The organism is Faecalispora anaeroviscerum (assembly GCF_947568225.1).
GTDB lineage: Bacteria > Bacillota > Clostridia > Oscillospirales > Acutalibacteraceae > Faecalispora > Faecalispora anaeroviscerum.
Window position 1 is genome coordinate 1,602,627 of sequence record NZ_CANOOQ010000001.1, and the last position, 21,361, is coordinate 1,623,987.

General features: G+C 53.0%; 25 protein-coding genes and 1 other annotated feature. Of the genes, 6 read left to right on the forward strand and 19 right to left on the reverse strand.

All coding sequences use genetic code 11. From position 1 onward, the window contains the following. The first annotated feature begins 11 nt into the window (after positions 1–11). The 3 genes from QOS46_RS08000 (at position 12) to QOS46_RS08010 (ending at position 5,798) form a co-directional block, all read left to right on the forward strand. The gene (locus tag QOS46_RS08000; RefSeq protein WP_283608765.1) at positions 12–2,651 is read left to right on the forward strand and encodes a YhgE/Pip domain-containing protein; all 2,640 of its coding nucleotides are present in this window, start codon (positions 12–14) and stop codon (positions 2,649–2,651) included. A 13-nt stretch (positions 2,652–2,664) separates the two neighbouring features. Next, complete coding sequence (locus QOS46_RS08005) at positions 2,665–4,890, forward strand: YhgE/Pip domain-containing protein (protein ID WP_283608766.1); 2,226 nt, start codon at positions 2,665–2,667, stop codon at positions 4,888–4,890. Positions 4,891–4,991: 101 nt separating this feature from the next. After that, positions 4,992–5,798, forward strand: a complete 807-nt coding sequence (locus QOS46_RS08010) for a lytic transglycosylase domain-containing protein (protein ID WP_283608767.1) — start codon at positions 4,992–4,994, stop codon at positions 5,796–5,798. Positions 5,799–5,874: 76 nt separating this feature from the next. On the opposite strand, the gene QOS46_RS08015 is transcribed toward QOS46_RS08010, so the two are convergent. Beyond that, the gene (locus QOS46_RS08015) at positions 5,875–6,339 is read right to left on the reverse strand and encodes a pyridoxamine 5'-phosphate oxidase family protein (protein ID WP_283608768.1); all 465 of its coding nucleotides are present in this window, start codon (positions 6,337–6,339) and stop codon (positions 5,875–5,877) included. Positions 6,340–6,588: 249 nt separating this feature from the next. On the opposite strand from QOS46_RS08015, the gene QOS46_RS08020 reads away from it, so the two are divergent. Then, positions 6,589–7,077 carry a low molecular weight protein-tyrosine-phosphatase gene (locus QOS46_RS08020; protein WP_283608769.1) on the forward strand — a complete coding sequence of 163 codons (489 nt, stop codon included), beginning with the start codon at positions 6,589–6,591 and terminating at the stop codon, positions 7,075–7,077. 149 nt (positions 7,078–7,226) lie between these two features. Here the strand turns inward: QOS46_RS08020 and QOS46_RS08025 are convergent, their stop codons facing one another. The 9 genes from QOS46_RS08025 to QOS46_RS08065 all read right to left on the reverse strand — a co-directional run bounded on the left by QOS46_RS08025 (position 7,227) and on the right by QOS46_RS08065 (position 11,745). Then, complete coding sequence (locus QOS46_RS08025; RefSeq protein WP_283608770.1) at positions 7,227–7,445, reverse strand: DUF1653 domain-containing protein; 219 nt, start codon at positions 7,443–7,445, stop codon at positions 7,227–7,229. A gap of 41 nt (positions 7,446–7,486) precedes the next feature. Then, entirely contained in the window at positions 7,487–7,969 is a 483-nt protein-coding gene (locus QOS46_RS08030) for a VOC family protein (RefSeq protein ID WP_283608771.1), read from the reverse strand. After that, entirely contained in the window at positions 7,969–8,358 is a 390-nt protein-coding gene (locus QOS46_RS08035; protein ID WP_283608772.1) for a flavodoxin family protein, read from the reverse strand. The genes QOS46_RS08030 and QOS46_RS08035 overlap by 1 nt, the downstream gene beginning before the upstream one ends. A gap of 2 nt (positions 8,359–8,360) precedes the next feature. Further along, complete coding sequence (locus QOS46_RS08040; protein WP_283608773.1) at positions 8,361–8,963, reverse strand: GNAT family N-acetyltransferase; 603 nt, start codon at positions 8,961–8,963, stop codon at positions 8,361–8,363. A 6-nt stretch (positions 8,964–8,969) separates the two neighbouring features. Continuing rightward, entirely contained in the window at positions 8,970–9,311 is a 342-nt protein-coding gene (locus QOS46_RS08045) for an MmcQ/YjbR family DNA-binding protein (RefSeq protein WP_333782972.1), read from the reverse strand. Then, positions 9,308–9,478: a hypothetical protein gene (locus QOS46_RS08050; RefSeq protein ID WP_283608774.1), complete on the reverse strand. Its 171-nt coding sequence runs from the start codon at positions 9,476–9,478 to the stop codon at positions 9,308–9,310. Before QOS46_RS08050 ends, QOS46_RS08045 begins: the two co-directional genes overlap by 4 nt. A 9-nt stretch (positions 9,479–9,487) precedes the next feature. Next, on the reverse strand, positions 9,488–9,925 hold the full coding sequence (locus QOS46_RS08055; protein ID WP_283608775.1) for a YaiI/YqxD family protein: 438 nt from the start codon (positions 9,923–9,925) through the stop codon (positions 9,488–9,490). Continuing rightward, a complete protein-coding gene (locus QOS46_RS08060) occupies positions 9,922–10,320 on the reverse strand; it encodes an MmcQ/YjbR family DNA-binding protein (RefSeq protein WP_283608776.1) in 399 nt (132 codons plus the stop codon). The genes QOS46_RS08055 and QOS46_RS08060 overlap by 4 nt, the downstream gene beginning before the upstream one ends. An 87-nt stretch (positions 10,321–10,407) precedes the next feature. After that, positions 10,408–11,745: a hypothetical protein gene (locus QOS46_RS08065; protein WP_283608777.1), complete on the reverse strand. Its 1,338-nt coding sequence runs from the start codon at positions 11,743–11,745 to the stop codon at positions 10,408–10,410. Positions 11,746–11,914: 169 nt separating this feature from the next. Between QOS46_RS08065 and QOS46_RS08070 the strand changes: the two genes are divergently transcribed. Beyond that, complete coding sequence (locus QOS46_RS08070; protein WP_283608778.1) at positions 11,915–12,445, forward strand: superoxide dismutase family protein; 531 nt, start codon at positions 11,915–11,917, stop codon at positions 12,443–12,445. Positions 12,446–12,492: 47 nt separating this feature from the next. On the opposite strand, the gene QOS46_RS08075 is transcribed toward QOS46_RS08070, so the two are convergent. The 8 genes from QOS46_RS08075 to QOS46_RS08110 all read right to left on the reverse strand — a co-directional run bounded on the left by QOS46_RS08075 (position 12,493) and on the right by QOS46_RS08110 (position 20,000). Further along, positions 12,493–12,816, reverse strand: coding sequence for a hypothetical protein (locus QOS46_RS08075; protein ID WP_283608779.1), 324 nt, complete (start codon positions 12,814–12,816; stop codon positions 12,493–12,495). A 5-nt stretch (positions 12,817–12,821) separates the two neighbouring features. Further along, entirely contained in the window at positions 12,822–13,685 is an 864-nt protein-coding gene (gene rsmA / locus QOS46_RS08080) for a 16S rRNA (adenine(1518)-N(6)/adenine(1519)-N(6))-dimethyltransferase RsmA (protein ID WP_283608780.1), read from the reverse strand. A 143-nt stretch (positions 13,686–13,828) separates the two neighbouring features. Then, positions 13,829–14,506: a Crp/Fnr family transcriptional regulator gene (locus QOS46_RS08085; protein ID WP_283608781.1), complete on the reverse strand. Its 678-nt coding sequence runs from the start codon at positions 14,504–14,506 to the stop codon at positions 13,829–13,831. A 307-nt stretch (positions 14,507–14,813) separates the two neighbouring features. Further along, complete coding sequence (locus tag QOS46_RS08090) at positions 14,814–15,140, reverse strand: AzlD domain-containing protein (RefSeq protein ID WP_283608782.1); 327 nt, start codon at positions 15,138–15,140, stop codon at positions 14,814–14,816. Further along, on the reverse strand, positions 15,137–15,907 hold the full coding sequence (locus QOS46_RS08095) for an AzlC family ABC transporter permease (protein WP_283608783.1): 771 nt from the start codon (positions 15,905–15,907) through the stop codon (positions 15,137–15,139). Before QOS46_RS08095 ends, QOS46_RS08090 begins: the two co-directional genes overlap by 4 nt. Beyond that, entirely contained in the window at positions 15,888–16,961 is a 1,074-nt protein-coding gene (gene leuB, locus QOS46_RS08100; RefSeq protein ID WP_283608784.1) for a 3-isopropylmalate dehydrogenase, read from the reverse strand. The genes QOS46_RS08095 and leuB overlap by 20 nt, the downstream gene beginning before the upstream one ends. Positions 16,962–17,153: 192 nt before the next feature. Beyond that, positions 17,154–18,857 (reverse strand): 2-isopropylmalate synthase, encoded by a 1,704-nt coding sequence (gene leuA, locus QOS46_RS08105; protein WP_283608785.1) that lies wholly within the window; start codon positions 18,855–18,857, stop codon positions 17,154–17,156. A 125-nt stretch (positions 18,858–18,982) separates the two neighbouring features. Further along, positions 18,983–19,237, reverse strand: a binding site (T-box leader). 61 nt (positions 19,238–19,298) lie between these two features. Next, complete coding sequence (locus QOS46_RS08110) at positions 19,299–20,000, reverse strand: histidine phosphatase family protein (protein ID WP_283608786.1); 702 nt, start codon at positions 19,998–20,000, stop codon at positions 19,299–19,301. A 119-nt stretch (positions 20,001–20,119) separates the two neighbouring features. On the opposite strand from QOS46_RS08110, the gene QOS46_RS08115 reads away from it, so the two are divergent. After that, positions 20,120–20,824 (forward strand): helix-turn-helix domain-containing protein, encoded by a 705-nt coding sequence (locus QOS46_RS08115; protein WP_283608787.1) that lies wholly within the window; start codon positions 20,120–20,122, stop codon positions 20,822–20,824. 208 nt (positions 20,825–21,032) lie between these two features. On the opposite strand, the gene QOS46_RS08120 is transcribed toward QOS46_RS08115, so the two are convergent. Continuing rightward, a complete protein-coding gene (locus QOS46_RS08120; protein WP_283608788.1) occupies positions 21,033–21,257 on the reverse strand; it encodes a hypothetical protein in 225 nt (74 codons plus the stop codon). Between the last annotated feature and the right edge of the window lie 104 nt (positions 21,258–21,361).

Below are 21,361 nucleotides of genomic sequence, written 5' to 3' on the forward strand. Positions count from 1 at the left end.
GAGGAGTCTTCATGAAGTTTCAGACCATACGAAAGGTTTTTATCAATGACTGGCGCAGGATCCTGCATAATCCTGTTGCCATAATCATCACCATCGGCATTTGTGTTCTCCCCGCCCTCTACGCCTGGGTCAACATCAAGGCCTGCTGGGATGTATATGAAAATACGGGCAATATCCCGGTGGCTGTCGTCAACAACGATCAGACCGTGGACTTTAGGGGGAAAGAGGTCAACATTGGCAAAGGTGTTGTAGATCAGCTGAAAAACAACAAAAAGATCGACTGGAAATTCGTCAGTCAGCGGCAAGCAGACCTTGGCCTGGCCGATGGTACCTATTTTGCCGCGATCGAGCTGCCGGAGGATTTCTCCGAACACTTTACCACCCTGCTTTCCGATACACCGATCAAACCAAAAATCATTTATAAGGTAGATACCAAAGTAAACCCTGTGGCGGAAAAAATTACGGAAAGCGCCAAAAATACACTGGTGCAGGAGATTAAATCCAACTTTGTGTCCACGGTGAATCAGTCGATTTTTTCCATGCTTAACCCCGTGGGTGAGGATGCCGACGAAAACCTGCAAAGCGTCATTAAGATGAAAGACGCCATTGTGAACCTGAACCAGAATATGGATGTCATCTCCTCTTCTCTGGATGGCCTGCACACGAACTCGATTAACCTGAATCAGTTTCTGAGCAGCGTCAACACCGCGTGGCCACTGGTAGAAAGCGGGCTGGAAACCGCCGGAAAAACCGCCGCCAGCCAGCAGACGCTTTCGCGCGACGCCCAAAAGCGCCTGAGCAATTCGCTGACCTATCTGGATACCAACCTTTCGTATGTTCAAACCTCCAGCCAACGCACGCATGCGCTGCTGACGGATTTGAACAGCGCCGCGAAAGAAGGCAGCACCGCAAAAATGGACACGGCCTTTTCTGATCTGGACGCGACTCTGTCGGCGATGTCCAGCTCCGTGGACGCAACCGCTTCCTATCTCAAAAAATACCGTACGATCGACTGGGGCGAGGATGCTGAAAACGCTGAAAAGCAGCTTACTTCTCTGCGTGCTTCGCTGGTGAATCTGCGTGCCCAACTGGTACAGCTGCGGAAAAACCTAAAGGAGCTGTCCGCGGATTCAGAGGCCTTTTACAATACCCTTGATAAAACGATCCCCCAACTAGAAAAACAGGTTCAGGAAATGGACGAAGCGCTCGACACGCTGATTCCTACTTTGGAATCCTTAAACAAATCCCTAAACTCCACCCAATTGGAGACGATGATCAATGCGCTGAAAGGACTGCGTGATTCCGGCGTCGGTGACAATCTGATCACCAGCTTAAAAGAAATTCAGGCCACCCGGCAAGATACCGCTGCGGCAATTGCTTCGGCCGATCAGGCCGCAGCAACCGGAATCAATATGATTGACGACGCGATCCCGAAGATCGACAAGACAGTCGAGTTTCTGCAAAAGGTGCAGGATAATCAGTCCGATAAAAAAGCGCAGCTGACTAAAATGATTCGCTCACTCGATTCCATCGGGGTCGAGTTAGACAGCATGCGCACCAAGCTCTCAACCATTCATAAACAATCCGATGCCGTGGCTCAGCTGACCGCCGGAAAGGCCAACACGGTAAACGACGACCTGTATCAAATGGAAAGCCAGCTGACCAACATTCTGAAGGAATACAACCAGAGCATCCGAGGGGATGTAAGCACCATCGGCCAGCGCCTTGTTACCTCAGCCGACAATGCCGCCACATTGGCGCAGTCTGCCCAAAAGCTGGGCTCTGAAATCGGCACCATGCTGAAAACGGCGCAGTCCGGCACCAAGCTGACTTCTGACCTGACCGGCTCGCTCAGCAGCAAGCTGAAGGAATTCAAGGGTACGATTCAAACGCTCGGCGGGAAGCTTGAGCTGGTCGACAATAACGACGTTGTACAAATCATTTCAATTTTGCAAAGCAACCCGGAATTTATGGGCGATTTTATCGCCGAGCCGTTTGAACAGAATGTGGAATACATTAATGCCGTTCCAAACTACGGCTCGAGCATGGCTCCGATTTATACCGCGCTTGCGCTGTGGGTGGGCTGCCTGATTTTAAACTCGATTCTGCGTTCGCGTCCTCGTGAGCTTGACGGAATGGAGCATCTGACGCTGCGCGAAAAGCACTACGGCAAGATGATGACGTTCTGCTCCATGGCACTGATTCAGGGCACCGTGATCTCGTTGGGCGATATTTTCCTGTTAAAAATTTATGTGGTGGACGGCATGCTGTTCGTCCTTTTCGCCGTGTTCTCATCGCTGGTATTCTGTATTATTACTTATACACTGTATTCCACCCTTGGGAACGCAGGCAAAGCGCTGGCTATCGTCTATATGATTTTCCAGATTCCCGGCAGCGGAGGAACCTACCCCATTCAGGTAGACCCGCCAATTTTCAGTGTTTTGCAGCCACTGTTCCCGTTTGCCTACACGGTCAGCGGGTTCCGCGAGGCAATTGCAGGCCCTCTGACAAGTCAGGTGCTTCTGGATTTTGCCGTGCTTGGCCTGTTTGCCGTAGTCTTTTTAATTGCCGGATATTTTGTCGTTCAGCGGATGGCAGAACCCGTGCATCATTTTGAGGAAACATTTGAAAGCTCCGGCCTGGGCGAATAAAAGGGGGAACAGCATGAAACGAATCCGTATTCTTGGGGGCTTCCCCGCAAAAATAAAATCCAGACTTCATTCGATTGCACACGAACGAATTCGCCCTGTGTTTTTGATTTTTTTACAGGATTTGAGAACCATCCGCCACAACAAGGCAACGCTGGCCGTTGTCGTCGGCCTGTGCATCCTGCCGTCGCTGTACGCGTGGGTCAACATTTACGCCTGCTGGGACCCATACTCCAATACCGGCAATTTACCTGTGGCGATCGTAAACAACGACGAAGGCGCTGTGATCAACGGAGAAATTATCAACGTGGGCAACTCCATTGTGGATGAGCTGAAGGAAAACCAATCGATCGGGTGGCAATTTGTCAGCGACTGGCAGGGAAATTATGGTCTGAGCCAGGGTAAATATTACGCCATGATCGAAATTCCGCGCAATTTTTCGGAACGTCTGGCCAGCCTGACCACCTCAACGCCGCAAAAACCGGTGCTGACCTACCGGGTAAACGAAAAGCTGAACGCGATCGCCTCTAAAATCACGAATGTGGCAAAGGATCGCCTGATCGACAGCATTGAAAGCAGCTTCGTGAAAACCGTCAATGAAAAAGCGATGGCGATGATCAACGACAGCTCCAAGGAAACGCAGATGAGTCCCTCGCGCCTGAAGGAGCTGAAAACCTCTCTGCAGCAGGCCGATCAGGATATTACCCGCGCCAAGACGCAGATCGACGAAGCCGGCAATCATTCCAAAAGCTTTCAGAAGTATCTGGATGAAGCCGCTGCGCTTTCCCCCACCATCGCCGATCAGATCACCGGCCTGCAGCAGATCGCGTCGGCCGGGGGCTCCCTCGCGGAAAAAACCCAACATACCGTTCAGTCAATTGCATCCAACCTGAGCGCTGACCTAAACCGCGTGCAGGAGCTGAACCGGCAAAATCAGCAGCTGATTTCCGCACTGCGCAGCATCAACGGGAACACGCTCGATGAAAACACAAAGGGTATTGCACAGCAGACCATGGTTTTCTGCACCTCTTTAGATGTACTTCTCGATACCGACGCGGACGATCTGGCCGAATTAAACAAAGCCTATGATATAAACGCGCTGACGCTTCTGGTCAACTCCCTGCGGTACGCAGACCGCCTTGTAAAGACCGAAAAGGAGCTGCTGGGGCAAATGGTTGACGCGCAGAACAGCACGCCGAAGGAATCGATGGACGAGATGCTCAGCACGCTCTCAAAGCTGAGCGACGAGCAGGCTCAGCTGTCACAGAACCTTTCTTCCACCTATGCCACGCAGGGAGCCCCGCTGCTCAGCAGCCTTGGCGACGGCATCGTGCAGTCGCTGTACGACACCAGCAGCCTGATTGGCTCAACGATGTCGATCGTGCCGCAACTGGACGCGCTCGCCGCTTTTACAAAGGCCTCCAGTGAGCTGACGGTTCAGCAGGGCGTACAGATGACCGACGTGCTCGACACCCTGCAAACTGATTTGGGGCATATCTTGACCCGGCTGGACACCATCTCAACTGAAGACCTGGAAACACTGGAGGATCTGATTGAAAATCACCCGGATACCATCGCAGATTTCATTTCTTCTCCTCTTGAAGTGGAACAGGTAGAAATCTACAAGGGCGGTACCTTTGGCACCGGTCTGACTCCGTTTTACACCGTTCTGGCCATCTGGGTAGGTGCGCTGCTGCTATGCGCGTTCCTGACTGTTCACTGCAAAGACCCGGAAGGCTATCACCTGAACCTGAAGCAAAAGCACTTTGGTAAGATGAACCTGTTTTTATTTCTGTCACTGATCCAGTCCACCATCATCACACTGGGAGATGTTTTTGTTTTGGGAGTCGCGCCGGAAAACTTCTGGCTGATGATGCTGTTCAGCGTGCTTTGTTCCATTACGTTTGTGGTGATTATCTTTACGCTGGTTTCGCTGTTCGGAAACGTGGGCAAGGCCATCGTTGTGATTATGATGGTCTTTCAGATCGCAGGTGCCGGGGGGATCTATCCCATCCAGACCAACCCGCGCGTGTTCGGCATTCTACACCCGCTCTGGCCGTTCACCTACGGAATCAACGGCTTGCGCGAAGCGATCGCCGGGCCGACGTGGGACAGCGTGTTTACAAACATTTGGGCGCTGATCGGCTTTATTGCAGTATTCCTGCCTTTGGCCGCGCTGAAAAAGCCGCTTCACAAGGCCAACACTCTCTTTGAAAAGATGTTCCAAAAATCCGGGCTGTAAAGCCGCCTGCCACTTTGAAAAACGCAAAAAAGCATTGACAAACCGGGCAGCATGTATTAGCCTTAAAGCAGAACAATTTGTCGAAAAAAGGAAGCGGTGCTTTGAACACTCTGGAATTCCCCTCAACCGGCATTACCGGTATCACAGGCAGTAATGGAAGTCAAAGCTTTTCGGCGAAAACGACGTCAGGCACTTCGTTTTCGGATATTTTCAGCTCTGTGCAGAAAAGCACAGACCTTGACGCCACGTTTGAAAAGGCCTCAGAAGCCTATGGGGTACCGGTCAACCTGCTCAAAGCGGTGGCAAAAGCGGAATCGGACTTTAACCCGAATGTGGTTTCCTCCGCCGGAGCGCAGGGTGTCATGCAGCTGATGCCAAGCACGGCTCGCAGCCTTGGCGTTTCTGATCCGTTTGACGCGGAGCAGAACATTATGGGCGGCGCCAACTATTTAAGCCAGCTCCTGCGTGAGTTTAATGGCGACACCACCCTTGCGGTAGCTGCCTATAATGCGGGGTCCGGCAGCGTGAAAAAATACGGCGGGGTTCCCCCCTATGCCGAAACGCAGAATTATGTGGAAAAGGTACTGGGCCTGTCCGGGTCGCAGCTGACAGCGGGAACCGCCGAGAGTACCGGTACAGATTCCTCACAGGAGCTTCTTTCCGCTTTAACCGGCAGCACAACGGGCAGCACCTCCTCTTCGGGTGTTTCCACCTCGGAAAGCTACCTGTTGATGAAGCTATACCAGTTTCAGGCATTGCGGGCTTTGTTTTCTGATTCGGAGGAATCACAGAACCCGTTGTCTAGCTTATTTTCCGATTCCTCTTCCTCGCTTTCCTCTGGGAATCAACTGGAGAGCCTGTTTTCTGGTTCCAGCACTACAGAGGACTCCCTGACCAGCCTTTTTTAATCGGAAAAGACATTATAATAAAGCAGCCGCACCCGGAGCAATGCTCGGGCGCGGCTGCTTTTGATTTAGGCGAAGATCAGTCGTCGCGGTTGCGCTTTCCGCTGATCGTTTCCACATGAATTTTCACGATGCTCACGGCCGGCAGCTGCCGGCGGATCACTTCATCCCTGCGCTCCAAAACGCCGGGCGCCAGAGTATCGCAAAGCTGCAACAGACGTTTTGTTTTCTCCTCGGGGTCGGTGATGAACTCCGCGCGGCCCTCGACCATCACGCTGTCGTAATGGGTGACAAAGCGCTCCGGCATGATTGTTTCCCTGCCAATCACTACAAAAGCCACCCGATCGTTTTCTTTCAGGGCATCAATTTTTCGTCCCTTTACAAAGCAATGGAAAAAGATCGCCTGCTCTTCGGGCTGGTAATAATAGTTCAGCGGCACACCGTATGGCTTCCCCTGAGGCGAAGCGACGGACAACACCCCGTAGGTTCCCTCGCATAGCAGCTGCTCGGCCTCTTCCTGTGACATTCTTCTGCTTGGTCTCATGAAATTCCTCCTGTTTTTTGCCGGCTGTGCCCGGCGGAATCCATCCTATGTTATTCTCAGTATACCAGCCAATTGCGGCAAGAGCAACTGTTCCGGGCAAGTACGCGAGAGGGGTTGATTCAGGTTGCTTGAGTGCTTTAAACCATGCTATAATAACCTCACACTACACGCCGAAGCGTTGCTTTGGGCGGCTGAGAGCATAAAAGCGCCAGCCTCGTGATATTTCTGAAACACAACAGGAGAGTAAATATGGTACGAGTTTTATTTGTCTGCCACGGGAACATCTGCCGCTCACCCATGGCGGAATTTTTACTGAAGCGTCTCGCCGCGGAGCGCGGCTGTGAGGACGAGCTTCTGATCGCGTCCGCCGCCACCAGCACAGAGGAGATTGGGAACCCGGTTCACCGCGGCACTGTAACAAAGCTCGCGGAACACGGCATCTCCTGCGCGGGCAAGCATGCCGTGCAGCTGACACGGCGTGATTACCCGACCTATGATTACCTGTTGGGAATGGACAGGCATAACCTTCAGAATATGGCCCGCATTTTGGGTACGGACGACCCGCAGAAAATTCGGCGGCTCTTGGATTTTTCTGCTCACCCGCGTGACATTGCAGACCCTTGGTACACCGGGAACTTTGACGTTACCTATGAAGATATTCTGGAGGGATGCAATGCTTTTTTGGACTTTCTGGAAACAAGCGGCCTGATTCACCCCAAAAGAAACAGGAATCAATAGATTTCGCAATTTTGTTTGAAAAGCTAATATTACTTGCCCAAAAAGCCCCTGCTAAGCAGGGGCTTTTTACATAACTAATATACGGGCACAGCCAAACAGTACCCAAGGGGCTAAAAGCCCCTCTTCCGGGAAACAATCCGTAAAACGGGCTACTCCCCAAGATAGGAAAACCGTGCAACGCTCACGCCGTTCCGTTCGACCGTTTCACTCCACATACAGGCCGGGCGCACCCAAATACCGCCCTCCCCATATAATGCGCGGTAAACAACCATTTCCTCAAGCGTTTCGGAATGGCGCGCAACATACAGCAGCTCGTATTCATTGCCCTTAAAGTGACGGTAACGCCCGGGTTTTAAGGTTTCTTCCATCGTTCTCTCCCTTTCCTTTTTCCGGAACCTACAAACCCGGGCTAAACAGGGGTTAGCTCCCGGACGCAGGACTCAACATATGCGAGCGGCACATCCATCCGGCATGCGGTTTCTTCCCGTGACAGACCGGATTTAATAAAACGAAGAACTACCTGCGGAAGTTTCTCACCAACCTCCACAATATGCCCGTCGGGGTCATAAAAGCGAACCACACGCTGGCCCCATCGATGCTCCTTCAGCGGGTGAACATACTCGATGCCCGGCCACACGGCGAGCTTTTGCAAAAAGGAATCCAGGTCTGCTTCTTCAAAATAAAGCTCTGCGGCATGATTTGTAAAATGAATCTGCTTTTCCGAAACCCCAAGAAACTCTTGCCAGCTTTCGTTGGTCTGCAAGGCAATTTGACCGGATAACGTAACGTTCGCGCTGAAATCGGCAGTAACCGTCATCCCCAGAAGATCACAATAAAACCGTTTGGATCGTTCCATATCCCGCACAGAAATCAGCGTGCAAACATACTCCATCACAGCTCCTCCGGAGCGGAGATTGTTTTTCCCACTAGATCGATCACCTTTGCAAAACCGTCCCGATCCTTGAGCTTACTGCCCAGAGAGGTGGGAATACACACAATGCGCGCACGGCCTACCTGATCAACAAAGGTGCGCACTGCCGGCGGAAAAGTACCGGCCCAAACCGGGAACACAAGCGCAATCGTTCCCTCTGTCTCCGGGCTGTGGTAAGTGGCCGGCAGGGATTTGCCCGACGCGGACAGAAAACCGGCCTTCATATATCCCCCGGCTCCGGACCAGTCCACACCGTCCTCAATCCGCTCCGCCTGCGCCTGAAATCGGCTGGCCAGCTGTTCGGCAATCCCCTTGCTCCTCCCGGAACGGGTAAAATAATACACCTGCATACCTATCCTTCCTTTCTGTTTTTTGCATAAATCAGATGCGGCATTTCTTTGCCGTTATGATGCTTCGTATGCTCACCGATCACTGTCATTCCCAGCCGCTCGGCCACTCTGCGCGAGGCGGTGTTTTGCGGGCGGATGTCGGCGATCACCTGCTGTGCGCCCAGCTGTTCGAACGCGTACCGCAGCCAGGCGGCCGCGCCCTCTGCGGCATAACCCTGACCCCAAAATCGCCGGGCAACAATATAACCGAGCCCGAAACAGGTTTTTCCGTCGATTTCCTCCGGAAGGACTCCCATCAGGCCGACCAGCTCGCCGCTCTCTTTCTGAATGGCAGCATGGTGGGAATACCCGCAGGTTTGATAACGCCGGTTCGCGCGCGCAATCCATTCGGCGATCTGCTCATCGGTAAAGCCGTACTCCCATGCGTACATGGTTTGCACATCACCGAGGATGGGACGCAGGGCCGTGAGGTCTTCCACTCTCAGATGGCGAAAACCGAGACGCGGTGTTTCCAGCACCCACGAAGGTTGGCTGATCGCCTTCTTATCTGCCGGTAAAATTCCGTGCCTGTAAATCGGGTAATCATCATGCTCGCGGTACTCCATCCGCACTTACCTCTTCTTTCGTCGTTTGGGCTTTGTTAGCTCATAGCTTTGGCGCACCATTTCCTGCAGCTCCGGCTTTGGTATTTCGCTGTCCAGCAGCACGGTATTCCAATGCATTTTATTCATGTGGTAAGCCGGCAAAACACCGGCAAAGGCCGAACGCAGAAAGTCCGCGCACATCGGCTCGCATTTGAGATTGACGCACAGATGTCCTCCGCGCTCATAGAGAAACGCGAAGGATTTTCGGTTTTCTCTGTGACGCAGCACCGTCCATTTGTCGTCGAACGGGTAATCCTCGTAAGCACCGGGATAGGTCAGGCAGTATAAAACCATTTCCTGCTTTGTCAAGATTTATCCCTCCCCTGCATGCACGGCATACCGCTCATATAAGTCAGCGTTGCATCCAATCGCTCTGAAAGCATCAGGCAGACTGCGTTGGCAGTTGCTTCAAATGAGACACCCAAAATCACCCCGTGATTGACCTCATGGCGCGGGTGAATCTGCCGTTCCAGCATAATATATGGTCATTGCGCCCTCAGCAAAAGCTCCAGCTTTTCCTGAAACGCACGATTTTGTTCCGGCAGACGCTTTCGCGGCCCTTTCAGCCTACCGCCGGCATTCCTGATTTTTTTTGCGGTATGGCGCGCGAGCAAAAGCGCGTCGATATTCTGTACTGTGTATTCCATGCCGTCCTGATTCAGAATCCGTGCGCCGCGCGCCATACACATCGCCGCAAGGCCGTAATCCTGCGTGACGACAATATCACCGGGTTTGAGCAGGTTCACCAGAGCAAAATCCACACTGTCCGCGCCTTTCGAAACTACCAGCGTGCGCGCTCCTGCTTTCTCAAAATGATGGGACGTATCGCACAGAATCAGGCACTCCACGCCGAAAGACCCGCAGAGAGCTACCGCTTCATCCACCACCGGACAGCCGTCCGCGTCGATCAGAACTCGAGTCACTTTGCTTTCTCCCCCATGATTTCTCTTTGCAGCTTTTTGGTCAGTTTATCGAATACCAGTCGGTAGGAATCATCGCACATCTGCCGCAGCAGCTCCTGCGGCAATCCGCCGCCCAGATCGACCGAATTCCAGCAGCGCTTATCAGAATAAAAGCCGGGCATAATTTCGGCGTGCTCCCGGCGCAGCAGCTCCGCAAGCATCGGGTCACACTTCAGGTTCAGCAGGCTTTTACCCGCATACATCGGAGCATGCTCCTGGCCCGGGTTCATTCTGGCCGCGAAGAGCCGTCCGCCTACCTGGTAACGCAGCCAGCCCCATTCCTCTTTATAATCCCTTGTAACGCCGAGCTTTGCGAGCAAATATTCATCCAGCCACGGATGCAGTTCACCGTCCATGTCATCTTCCCCTTTTCACTGGCCACCCACGCACATCGAAACAGAAGCTTTCCCGGGGGACCTGCTGTCGACGGATGGAACCATATTTTAGTAATCCAACATGATTTTGTAAATATTCACCGGCCTGCCCTTCGGGACAATCCTTTTTTGCCCGACAACCTCCGCCTTCCCAAATTTAAGCAGATTGGCCAGAAAGCGGTTTGCCGTTCTGGTGGAAATACCCAACCGATTGATCAGGTCCAGAGAGGAGATTTCATCTGAACCTTCCTCCTTGAGGACATGAATAATTTTTGACACTGTTTCGGGCGAAAGCTTTACCTCTGACGCAACACGGTAAATGTAATCGCTCTCCACATCCGAAATGACAAGATCCGCTTCCCCGCCGGAAGTCATGCAGATAATCTTGTTGTCTTCATCAATCAAAAAGCTTCTGTGATTGTCATCCCCAAAATTTTCTCCGTGACGCACTGCGTCCATGGCGTTCATGCGGGCCTGATAGAAATTACGACCGATTCCGTAGCCGATCGACCCCGAAAAGTTCAGGCTTTTTTGCAGGTGCGTATAAAAAGGGCAGCCCAAAAAATTATCCGTGAGCTTTGCGAGGGTATCACAGTCGGTATAAATTTCAAAGCCGTCGCGGCTGTCTTTTACGGTTAGGCTGCCGCTGTAAGGGCTGATCAGCGTCAGAATTTCTTTTTTATAAGCCAAAAACTTCATTTCCGTATTGCTGTATTTTCGTGTCAGTAGTTCAGAGCAGGTAATCAGCACATTGGCCGGGTAGCTTCTTCTCGCGCGCGAGGCATCAATTTTAGCCATAACCTCTCTTACCGTGTTTGTAAGTGCGTTCTGGCTTGGGTAAATATAATAGCAGGAATAGCCCATTTTCTTCATTCGCTCCGCCGTGGTGTAAAGATAGGTGACTGCAAAATCGATTTCACCGGCCCGAAACTTTTCCTCCACATAATGAGAAAAACGCTTTTCCTCTTCCTCGATGATGCTGTGACTATAATGACGAAATGTATTGTCATACTCCCGCGCAATGGCTGCAAGCGCGTTCTTCTCGATCGCTTGCGGCAAGGTCATTTTATCCGCCATAAAATCCACCGCAATGCGCGAGAAATCCTGCTGCCTGCGCTGAATGCTCTCCCGAAGCAGGATGCGGTAGGTATTTTCAATGTCGATATCAAGATAACTCAGGCACGGGGTATTGCCCTGGCGCAGCTCCTCCAGCACGTGATTCGGAATGACGCCGCTGGTGATGATCCCCTGAAAATCCGAATGGATTTTATTGTAGATATCGCAAAGCTGCTCAATGGTTTCATAAACAAAATATGTGATTTCAACATTTTCAGGAAACTCCAATTTGTTGTCCTGAAGATATGTGACGAGATGCTCTTTCAGTGGCATTGCTATCCGATAAATCACCCAAGCGTCTCTCCTTTTTATTATAGAATAGCTTAAGGATACGATGATTTTGGGAACTTGTCAACCAACGGAATAACGAAGGCTGCCTCTTCACGGAGATTGCCCATGATGTCAAACCCTTTGATCACATTCTTCTGCAAAAGCATACAATAATACAGGAGGTGCTGCTGTGCTCGACTTTAATACTCTTCAAAATACCGGGAGAAGAACTCCGGATGCACATGCCGTCATCAAGGGAAGCGCCGCATACCCGGAGCTGTGCGGAACTGTTCGGCTGCATCAAATGGCCGACGGCGTTCTAGTTTCAGCCCTGATCCATGGGCTGCCTCAGGGGAAAGGTTCCTGCCCGGTAAATGTGTTTGGATTTCATATTCACGAGGGGAAAGCCTGTACCGGAAACGACAAAGACCCTTTCGCAGACTCCGGCGGGCACTTTAATCCGGGGAACTGCCCGCACCCGGCCCACGCCGGCGATATGCCGCCCCTGTTTGGGAACCAGGGTACCGCGTATTTATCCTTTTTTACAGACCGCTTCACTGTTTCACAGGTGATTGGGCGTACGGTCATTATTCATTCTCACCCAGACGATTTTACTACCCAGCCATCCGGTGATTCCGGGACAAAAATCGCTTGCGGGCTGATTGAACGAACCGGCCAACAGCCCCGGCGAGGATGTGCCGCCGTGCGGCCCGTTTGCTGAACCGTAAAAAAGCACCGGCAGGAATATTCTCCTGCCGGTGCTATTGTTTACTCTATGGACTGTTCCGATTCCTCTGCCGCAGCTCCAGCAGTTTCTCCGCTTACCGTGCCGGGCTGCTCCGATTCAACCACTGCTGCCGCTGCCACGCCCGGCGGCGCCATCGCAATCGGCTGCACCTTCGACACGTCGTCCGGCTCGTTCCAGCTTTGCAGGGCAAAAAACATGCCGGCCAGCGCCACAAAGGACGCCGTTACTCCGCAGGCAATCGACCAGCTGCGAATATCCAGCGGGCCGAGGATCATCGCCCCCACAGCAAGTAATAAGCCAAATCCGAAAAAGAATTTTGCTATTTTTTCATCTGAATCCAGCACATAAATCACTCCTTTTGCGCAGCCAGGCAAGTGTATAGCCCGGCAAATTCCTGCATCGTTAACTGTTCGGCGCGCACGCGTCGGTCAAGCCCGGCAGCATCGAGCGCTTTCCCCACCGTTTCTTTCGGCAAAGACAATCCGGCCGAAACGGAATTGAGCATTGTTTTTCTCCTCTGACCGAACGCCGCGCGTACCAGGGCGAAAAAGCCCTCTTCATTGTCCACCGAAACAGCGGGCTCTTTGCGCAGCGTCAGCCGGATCACAGAGGAATCCACATTCGGCGCGGGCAGAAAGCTGCCGCGCGATACCTCAAACAAAATCTCCGGCTCGGCATAGTAATGCACCGCCACCGTAACCGCGCCGCATTCGCGGGTGCCCGGCTGCGCACAGATCCGCCGCGCCGCCTCTTTCTGCACCATCACGGTCAGAGAGGTAATCGCAAGCCGCTCCTCTAAAAAACGCATAATCACGGGTGAGGTGATGTAATACGGCAGGTTGGCGCACACAGACACCGGCATTCCTGCAAACTCGCATTCCAGCAGTTCCCGCAGATCGAGCTTTAAAATATCGCCGTTTACCACTGTAACGTTATCGTAATCCGCCAGCGTTTCTTCCAGTACCGGCAGCAGGCGGCGGTCAAGCTCAACCGAAACCACCTTCTGCGCCCGCTCCGCCAGCTCGCGGGTGAGCACCCCAATGCCGGGGCCTACCTCCAGCACACCGGTTTCCGGCGCGGCGCCGGATTCCTCCGCCATGCGCGGGCAGACTGTGGGGTTAATCAGAAAATTCTGCCCCAATGCCTTGCTGAAATGAAAGCCATGACGGCCTAAAATCTCTTTGATCGTAGTAATGTTGGATAAACTGTTCATGAAACCTCCGCTGTTTTATGCGGCCTTGGCCGGTGATAGGCAATATTTTTTAAAAAAACTGAAAATAAAATTTAGATTTCTTTTCACCGCCTGCGGCGGAGACAGATCTCCCTTTTGAACGGATTCCATCAAGACGTATCCCGTTAGGTCTGCTGCTTGTCCGGGTAGAGAGTAAATCGGTTTCGGTGAAAGCGGATGAGCCGCTCCCGCTGCATGCGCCCCAGCTCTTTGGAAAGGGCACTGCGGTTCACACACAGAAAATCCGCCAGCTCTTCGCGCGTAAAGGGAATCATCGGCTCCATGGTTTCCTGTAAGCGCGCCTGCTCGCCAAGATAAGCCAACACCTTTTCACGCGTGCTCTTCTGAGAAAGGATTTCCATTTTGCGGTTCAGATACACATTCTTCTCCGCTAATAGCTGCATCATGTTGCGCAGTAATGTGGCGTGATGCCCACACATAGCCGGGCATGGAGACAGCAATCTGTCTGCGGAAAGACGCATCACGCGGCAGTCTGCGGACGCGACAACGGTAACTGGACTCTGGCGCACCTGCGCGCAGGCCAGAGATTCCGCAAAAATCTCGCCTTCTGAAAATTCCGCGACAATCGACCGGCCGCCAAGCAGATCTTCCTTCATCACCTGCACCCGGCCTGACAGAACAACGCCAATCCATTCAACCGGCTCGCCCACCAGCAGCACGATCTGGTTTTTCGAATACTCCCTGACGCCGATACTCAGGCAGTTTATCATCGTTTCACGATCTTTCTCTTCTATGCCGCGGAACAAAGTCATGGACTGCAAAATAGTATGTTCCTTGTTCATGATCTGCTCCTTTCTCCGGCAGGCGGATTGAACCCGCTGACACATCGCGGGACAGTCTGCAAAATAAACTTCCTGTTTTCACGCAGAAACAACCCTGCGGCCAACTTCCGTTCAGAAGCTTCTCCGAGCCGACGAGAGCGCTCTGGAAATGACCGCCGCCGTACGGAAACGGAAGAGAGGTGCCAATGGAACTTGTCCTACACCCTTGTGGCTATTTTACCATATCGTTCAAAAAAACAAAAGGCGAAGTTTTCTCGGCGGCCTTCAGCAAAAAAAAGCTTCCGCTAACGCGGAAGCTTTTTGATCTTTATGTGAATCCTCCCAATAACAGCAGCTGCTGAGTGAGCAGTGCCGCAGCGGCCGCGCCGAGCGCCACTATCAGAAGCCCCTTGCCGCGAAGCGCAAGCACCAGCGCCAGGAAAAGCCCGGCTGCCGAAGCCGCCGTGCCGCCCGCTGAATACAGAATCTGCGGGAAGGTCATGGCGGAAAGCACCGCATACGGCACATATGCCAAAAAAGAGCGCACAAAACGATTTTCAAGCCGCTGCTTGAATACCACCATGGGCAGCATGCGAATCACATATGTCACCCCAGCCATCAGCAGAACGCAGGACACAACATAAACAGTATTCATTCATTGTCCTCCGTTTCCGCACAGTTTATCGGGTAGCGCCGCGCCGCGGCCGCACAGGCAATCAGTGTGCACAAAATCGTCGCCCAACCGGACGAAATGCCGTGAAACAGCGGCACATAGCGAAAGAGACAGCTCAGCGCGGCTGAAAGCACCACCACCATCGCAACCGGCCGCGACTGCCGGGCCGGAGGAATGATAATGGCAATAAACATGCCGTAAATCATGATTCCAAGCGCGGTGCGCAGGCTTTCGGGCAGAAATCCCGTTGCCGCCGCGCCCAAAAAGGTGCCGAACGACCAGCCGAACAGCGGAGTGGTAATCAGCCCGGCCAGATAGCGCGCACCGACCATTCCCGGCTGCTGGATGGCAACGGCGAAGATTTCATCGGTAATGCCAAACGAAAGCACAAACCGCTGGAGCATTGTCATCCCCTTGTCCACCTTTTGAGATAAAGAAAGCGACATTAGAAAATACCGCAGATTGATCACAAAGGTGGTAACCGCAATCTCCAGGTACCGCGCACCGTGCAGAATCAGGTCAAACCCTGCAAACTGCCCGGCGGAAGTCAAATTGGTGACGGAAATAAATATCGCCACCCAAATCGGCATCCCGCTTTGAGCCACCGTCATCCCAAACGCGAAGGATACCGATAGATACCCCAAACAAATTGGCAGACCGTCTTTCAGCCCCCGCTGAAAGCTGAGAACCGGCAAATCCAGATTCTCCTCCCCAAGGCCCGCCTGTCCCTCACAGCAGTCCGCAGACAAGCGTTCCCATCTCCTCACAGCTCACGGTTCGCAGCCCCTGCTCTTTTAAATCCGGCGTGCGCGCCTCGCGCAGAGCGGCGTCTACCGCCGCTTCGACTGCAGAGGCGGCCTGCGGCTGATTCAGGGAGTACCTCAGCATCATCGCCACCGAAAGAATAGTCGCCAGGGGGTTCGCGATTCCCTGGCCGGCAATATCCGGCGCGGAACCGTGAATCGGCTCGTACATGCCCGGATTCCCCGCTCCCAGGCTGGCGGAGGCCAGCATACCGATGGAACCGCTGATCATCGAGGCTTCATCCGACAAAATATCTCCGAACAGATTGGAGGTAACGATCACGTCGAACTGGCCGGGGTTGCGCACCAGCTGCATCGCGCAGTTGTCCACATACATGTGGCTCAGCGCAACGTCGGGGTATTCTTCTTTCCCGATGCGGGTCACTGTTTTGCGCCACAGGCGGGAGGAATCCAGCACGTTGGCCTTATCGACGCTGCACAGTCGGCCGTTTCTTTTGCGGGCCATTTCGAAGCCTACATGGGCGATGCGCTCGATTTCAGGCACACTGTACAACTCCGTGTCGTAGGCGGCTTCCATCCCATTTACCTGCTTTGTGCCGCGCTCGCCAAAATAGATGCCGCCGGTCAGCTCGCGCACGACCATCAGGTCAAGCGAAGCACCAATGATGTCGGGGCGAATGGGTGACGCACCTTTGAGCGGCTCAAAAATAACGGCGGGGCGCAGATTCGCAAACAACCCCAGCGCCTTGCGAATCCCCAACAGCCCTGTTTCGGGCCGCTGATTGCCGGGCAGCACATCCCACTTAGGGCCGCCCACCGCGCCGAGCAGAACCGCGTCTGACGCTTTGCAGGTATGAATGGTTTCCTGCGGCAGAGCGGTGCCCGCCGCGTCGATCGCACAGCCACCCAGCAGCGCGGGGGTATATTCCACGGCAAATCCGAATTTTTCAGCGGCGCGGTTCAGTACTCGCTGCGCCTGCTCTACAATTTCGGGTCCGATTCCGTCACCCTTAAGTACAGCGATCCGATACTTCTGCATATATATTCCTCCTTAATCCTTCAATCCTAGATTTATAACTCTCACAAAGAAGAGCTTTTGTTTCCCCTGCGAAGACGGAAAAACGATAGAATATCGTAATGCCACTTTAACAAGTCTTACGGTTTCTTACCTCCGCCTGCGGCGGGGGTAAGAAACCCATTGAACCTTTTATAAAAGAAAAGCTATAGTATTTCAGAAATTATTGCCCGCGGTGGAAAGCTGTGCGCGGTTGATGGCACACACGATTCCCTTGATGGACGCGAGGCTGATGTTATTGTCGAGTCCCACGCCGAATACGGTCTTGTAGTCCGGGGTGGTCAGCTGAATATACGACAGCGCCTTCGAATCCGCTCCTTTGGAAACTGCGTGCTCGTGGTACGATACAAAGCGGTAATCTTTAATGCCTACGCCGCCCAGCGCCTTAAAGAACGCATCGATGGGGCCGTTGCCCGTCCCGCTGATCTTGTGATCCTCATGGTGAAAGCGCAGAACACCGTCAAAGTGAACGATGGTTTCGCCGTCGTCTTCGTTTTCCTCATGCACCCGGTAGCTCTTGAGGTTGTACGGGTAGCGAATTTCGAGGTACTCCTTCTGGAACAAATCGAAAATTTCCTGTGGCTGCAGCTCGCGGCCCACGTTGTCGCAGGCGGTTTGCACCACCATGCCGAACTCGGGGTACATCTCCTTCGGCAGGTTGTAGCCGAACATCTGCTGCATAATAAACGCCGCTCCGCCCTTGCCGGACTGGCTGTTGATGCGGATGATCGGCTCGTACTCGCGGCCCACATCCGCCGGGTCGATGGGCAGATAGGGAACCTGCCATACCGGAGAGCGGCTCTTCTGCATGTAATCCACGCCTTTTTTAATGGCATCCTGATGCGAGCCGGAGAACGCGGTGAACACCAGCTCACCCGCGTAGGGATGCCGTTCGTGAACCCTCATTTTGGTGCAGGACTCGTACACCTTGCGGATCTTATTCATCTCGGTGAAATCCAGCCCGGAATCAACACCCTGCGTGTACAGATTCATCGCGACAACCATCACGTCGGCATTGCCCGTGCGCTCGCCGTTGCCGAAGATGGTACCCTCCACGCGCTCGGCTCCGGCCATCATGCCCAGCTCTGTCGCGGCCACAGCGCAGCCGCGGTCGTTATGGGGATGGATGCTGATAATCGCGCGGTCGCGACCCTTTAAATGCCGGCAGAAATATTCAATCTGGTCCGCGTAGCAGTTGGGGGTGCTGCCCTCCACTGTGCTGGGCAGGTTCAAAATCACTGGTTTCTCCGGTGTGGCGCCCAGCTCGTCGAGCACATGCTCGCAGATACGCACGGCGTTATCCATTTCGGTGCCGGTAAAGCTCTCGGGCGAATACTCATAGCGGATATTCGCTCCGCTCTTCTCGATTTCCTCCTCCGTCAGCTCGCGGATCAACTTTGCGCCCTTGACGGCGATATCGATGATACCGTCCATGTCGGTGTTGAACACAACCTTGCGCTGCAGGGTGGAGGTGGAATTGTAAAAATGAACGATGACATTCTTCGCACCGGAAATCGCCTCGAACGTTTTGTGGATCAGATGCGGGCGAGCCTGCACCAGCACCTGAACGGTCACGTCGTCGGGAATCAGGTTTCGATCGATTAGGGTGCGAAGCATCTCATATTCCGTTTCGGAGGCGGACGGGAAGCCCACCTCAATCTCTTTAAAGCCGATGTCTACCAGCGTTTGGAAGAACAAAAGCTTTTCATCCAGATTCATCGGGTTGACGAGTGCCTGGTTGCCGTCGCGCAGATCTACGCTGCACCAGACGGGTGCTTTGTCAATCACCTTTTCGGGCCATTGACGATCGGGCAGACGAACCGGCTGAAAGGGAATGTACTTTTGATAGCCTGTTACCATAATCAATCTCTCCTTTATAACCATAAATCGTTCCGCTGAGAAAAGAGCGGTTGATGTTCCATCAATTTACTTGTTGCGTAAATTGAAAAGAAATCAAAAAAAGCCCCTGACTCAGCTCATGCTGAGTCAGGGGCGAATTTGCTGAAAACAAACCCGCGGTACCACCCTGATTCGGAAATCCGCTCGCGCGGAAAGCCCTTAAAAAGCCTCTGACAAGGCTCCGGCTGATAACGCTGCCTACTGCGTTCGGCCTTACTGAAACGTTCTTCAGGCCGACGACTCCGGGATGAGCTATTCACACAAGGCTCCGCACCGGCTCGCACCAACCGCCGGCTCTCTGACTGCTTTGCCAAATGTCTTTTTCCCTTCGATGTCTTTGGGGGACCAAATGGTCTATGAAATTGTTATTATTATATGAGCCGGTTTTGGTTTTGTCAACCCCTATTTTTCTTCCTCTTCTGTTCCGTAAGCCCGGCTCGCCGCTTCGCGTGCCAAATCGACAACCGTATGCTCGCGCAAAACGCCCGGCTCACCCTGCGGAATGGTCGCGATCACCTCCGCCACCATCGAGCGCATCCACAGCCCCGGAGTCACGCGCAGCGTATATCCGCAGCCCGGTTCGGTCATCCACTCGTAAGCGGAGGCCCGGGGCAGACCATAGGTGGAAAGCAGGGCCATCATCACCCCGCCGTGCGTCACCACCGCCGCGCTCGTTGTGCCGGAGCGCAAAAGCTCCTCCACCAGCTGCTCAAACGCGGAACACACCCGGTATAAAAATGCGCGGCTGTCTTCGCCGTTCGGCGGCGCGGCTTTCTGACCGCTCTCCATCCAGTGCAGGAACGCGGGGTCGCCCTCCAGTTCTTTGGCTGTTTTGCCCTCCCAGTCTCCAAAATCGCATTCCCGCAGGCCGTCGAGCAGCACCGGTTTTGCGTTGGGGTACAGTATTTGCATCGTCTGAACGCAGCGGCCAAGGGGACTGCTGTAATACGCCTGTGCCGCCGGGTACTCCTGCTTCTGTTTGATCTGCAATAATTGCTCGATTCCCTGCTCGCAGAGGGGCGAATCTGTGCTGCCCACATACTGACCAAGCACGTTCCCCTCGGCCACTCCGTGGCGGATCAGATGGATGAGATATGATTTCATAAGATATTGCTCCTTTTTTCATTCTTCCTACGACATCTAGCGGTTTACAATCCGTTGTATTTGTTATATACTTTACAATACGTTAAAGTACCACAAATTTCGACGGGGGTTTTTCCGACATGAACAGTAATTTTCCCAGAATTATGACATTACTGCGGAAAGAACAGGGATACAGTCAAAAAAAGGTAGCGGAAGAGCTGGGTGTTTCACAGGCCCTGCTGTCGCACTACGAAAAGGGCATCCGCGAATGCGGGCTGGATTTTGTCGTGCGCGCCGCGGATTTTTACAATGTTTCCTGCGATTATCTGCTGGGGCGTACCCCTGACCGCAGCGGAGCGACCCTGACCGTGGAGGATATTCCCGAGCCGGACGCCGTCGGGAAGGAAAATGTAATGAAAGGCAGCCTGCTGCCTGTTTTAAATAAAAAGCTGCTCGCCAACTCGCTGAACATTATTTTCAGCCTGCTGCAAAAGTGTGGGAACAAGGCGCTCACCACCGAGATTTCGGCCTGCCTGACTCTCTCGGTTTACAAGGCGTTCCGGATTTTGTATTCGGCAAACCCGAAAAACCCGCGAGGCATGTTCGCCTCGCCGCCCGGCCTTGAGCGAGGCCTTTCGGACGCCGCACTGGCAATTGCTCAGGCCAACGCAGAATACGTGGCCGGCGGCGAGGATTTGGAGCAGGAAAAGGGCTTGAAAAAAGATCAGGCACCCGTGCTTTCTCCCGAGCTGATTCAAGAACAGTACCCACTGTTCGCCGGCTCGCTGTTCCACCTTGTTCAAAGTGCAGAATCGCGCATGGGTATGAAAAACCCGGAAAAATGATCCTTTGGGGCATATCATAACAAATTCATCAGACAATTGCAAACCGCCACGGGAGTCTTCCCGAGGCGGTTTTTGTATACAATTTGTATATTTCCATATTTTTATCGACAAAAAGTACGGAATGTATTTTATCTTCTGAAAATTAACCGCTTTTTCGCTCTATCAATAATAGTTATACTTTGAGCTTTGCGGCAAGTAAATCAAGCACTTATGCTTGCTTCTCCTGTTCCTCTGTTTTTTGAAACAGAACATTTTTCTCTTTCAAAGATATTTTCTCAACCTCATAGCCGTACTCCTTAGCTTCTTTTTTATAATTCAAAAAAGAATGGTCAATCTCAAAGCCGAGGATGTTTTTGATGTCTTCAAAGGAGAGCCTAAGCGGGCTGCGGCCATCCTCTTTTAGATTCTTCCATAAGGGATCATATTTACTCATTTGCACTGCTCTCTTTCGCTTTGTGGTACGCACGAAAGCCATTGCACTCCGCGCGTAGGAATATTTCATACAGAATGATTGATTCAAAAAAATACAAGAAGGGC